This window comes from Acidithiobacillus albertensis, assembly GCF_001931655.1.
GTDB classification, from domain to species: domain Bacteria; phylum Pseudomonadota; class Gammaproteobacteria; order Acidithiobacillales; family Acidithiobacillaceae; genus Acidithiobacillus; species Acidithiobacillus thiooxidans.
Map to the genome: position 1 here is coordinate 1 of NZ_MOAD01000060.1, position 2527 is coordinate 2527.

General features: G+C 48.0%; 3 protein-coding genes. All 3 read left to right on the plus strand.

The genetic code is table 11. The features are described 5' to 3' along the window. Positions 1 to 1741, plus strand: a 1741-nt coding sequence (locus BLW97_RS17855; RefSeq protein ID WP_075324143.1) for a cation:proton antiporter, incomplete at its 5' end; no start/stop codon positions are given. Next, positions 1731 to 1937 (plus strand): DUF1289 domain-containing protein, encoded by a 207-nt coding sequence (locus BLW97_RS17860; RefSeq protein WP_075324144.1) that lies wholly within the window; start codon positions 1731 to 1733, stop codon positions 1935 to 1937. The genes BLW97_RS17855 and BLW97_RS17860, both read left to right, overlap by 11 nt. 135 nt (positions 1938 to 2072) lie before the next feature. Beyond that, positions 2073 to 2399, plus strand: coding sequence for a PAS domain-containing protein (locus BLW97_RS17865; RefSeq protein ID WP_207650650.1), 327 nt, complete (start codon positions 2073 to 2075; stop codon positions 2397 to 2399). Positions 2400 to 2527: the final 128 nt, after the last annotated feature.

The following is a 2527-nucleotide window of genomic DNA, read 5'->3' on the forward strand; positions in this document are numbered from 1 at the left end:
ACTACCCGCCATTTTATTTCTTCTGGGTATTGGCATTATTGCCGGCCCGGTCACCGGCTGGATTCAACCGGACCAGCTATTTGGCCCTCTCCTGTTTCCCGGTATTTCTTTAGCAGTAGCCGTAATACTGTTTGAGGGTGCGCTGAATTTACGCCTGCGAGAACTGGGCGGTCTCGCCTCGGTCATTCGCAGAATGGTCAGCCTGGGGGCCATCAGCAGTTGGCTGATACTGGCGGTAGCTACTCACTGGATTGCGGACTTTAACTGGACCATGGCAATCCTCTTTGGTGCAGTTGTGGTGGTTTCCGGACCCACCGTCATCGGCCCGGTGTTAAGGGCAGCCAGACCCAATGCGCGTATCAGTAATGTATTAATATGGGAGAGCATACTCATTGATCCCATTGGGGCCTTGCTGGCCGTTCTGGTTTTCGAAGCTATTATTGCCCATCACGGCTCCACTGGGCTCAATTCTGCCGTTGAAGTTTTTCTAAAAATGCTTGGTGCAGGTGTTGTTTTAGGAATTTTAGCTGGTCAAAGCCTGGGATGGTTACTCAAAAAAAGAGCTATCCCCGATTATCTGCATGGCGTAGTGGCCTTGGGTAGTGTTTTTATTATTTTTGCTGCAGCCAACCAAATCGCCCACGAATCCGGACTACTTGCTGTCACCCTGATGGGTGTATGGCTTGCTAATATGCGCGATATCCCCTTGGAAAATATTCTTAATTTCAAAGAAAGTCTCTCTATTTTATTAATCTCCATTCTTTTCATTCTCCTCGCTGCGCGCCTGAATCTGCTGGCCTTGAAAGAAGTTATCATCTCCGGCGTACTGCTCACGCTGGTTATTCAACTGATCGCCCAGCCTGTCAAAGTGTTACTGGCTTACGATGGCAAGGAACTGAACTGGAAAGAAAGATTCATGACCGGATGGATCGCCCCGCGCGGAATTGTCGCGGCAGCAGGCGCCCCCGTATATGCCGGGCAACTGGAAGCACTGAATTATCCCAAGGCCCACTTGTTTGTGCCTCTGACTTTCGCGCTGATCATTGTCACCGTGCTCCTGGCCAGTTTTACGGCGCGTCCCATGGCAAGGCTTCTGGGTGTCTCTGAAAAAGACCCTCGTGGCATTCTTATTGTGGGGGCCAACGCATTTGCCATCGCCGTTGCTGGAAAACTCAAGGAATGGGGGTTCCGGCCACTTTTGGTGGATGATGAATATCGGCAAATCCAGGCGGCACGCATGGCAGGACTGGATACTTTTTTGGGTAGCCCGGTTTCAGAAGCCGCTGATCGTCAACTCAACCTGATTGGATTTGGTTATCTGCTGGCTCTATCCACCGATGCCGCCCGTAATCTGATCGCCTCACTGCGTTATGATCCCGAATTTGGTCATCGTTCTGTGTTTACCCTGGCCGATGGCAGCAGTCGCAAAACCAGTGCCCGTAACCGCACGGCAAAACAACATAGACGTCTTCATCTTTTCAGTGAAGACGCTACCGCTGGTTCTTTGCTGGATAAAATGGAAAAGGGCTGGACCCTGAAAGCAACTGGCCTGACTGAGCAGTTTGAATGGGCACAATACCAGCAACAATTTGCTGCAGGCTTTCTGGCATTATTTGTACTGCATAAAAATGGAAAACTGCAAGTTATAAACAGTGACCAAAGCCAGCCTGAACCGCGTGCTGGCGATCAGATTCTGGCTCTGGTTGCACCTGACGTAGCTCCCACTGAAGATGCCCACTAACTCCTCACTACCTGATTCTCCATGCCTGGGATTTTGCACTACCGCTCTGGGCGATGACGTGTGTAAATCCTGCGGTCGAACTTTTGAAGAGGTTTGCCAGTGGATAACTATGACACCTGAACAGAAAGCGGCTACCTGGAACCGCATTCGCAAAAATGGCTGGTGGGATCAGCAGAGAAAAGCCAAGGGTCTATAATCAGAGTGTTGGATGCATTAATATAATACATTATTATAATTTGCTTATAGTGACATTCCGCATTTCTCATGATAGTCTTTACTGATACACCATTTATTGACAAAAGCTTCCTATCCAAGCGGAGTCGAAAGTCCATTGAAATATCCAAAGAAGCCAGATGAATTGGACGCCCAGACTATACAGGAAATCTTAAACAGTTTCCCCGCATTGGAGTTATTACAGCAACATCCGATACCCCATGCACTTACACACAACAGAAAGTTACTATTTGCTAATAAATCCGCTGTTAAACTTTTTGATGGAGATAATTCAGATTATTTTTTGGGCAAGGATATCACTTCTTTTATTCATCCTCTAGATCATGGACGCATACTTAACCGTCTTGAGATACTCAACGATGAAAAAACTAAAAACAACCCTACAGAAGCACGTGTTTACACGCAATACTGTTTAGATAGGTAATTTTCTGTCAGAATAACCGCCATGTTTTGTTTCTGGGGAGACATGGCAATGGCACGTACCAAAGCACAATTACCTGTAGGCGCTCGTCTGGCCGATTATCTGACGGTGGGCTATCTGGCGATGCGCTG

Coding starts and splice junctions, on each gene's coding strand:
- BLW97_RS17860 (WP_075324144.1), top strand. CDS start 1,731: ATGCCCACTAACTCCTCACTACCTGATTCTCCATGCCTGGGATTTTGC.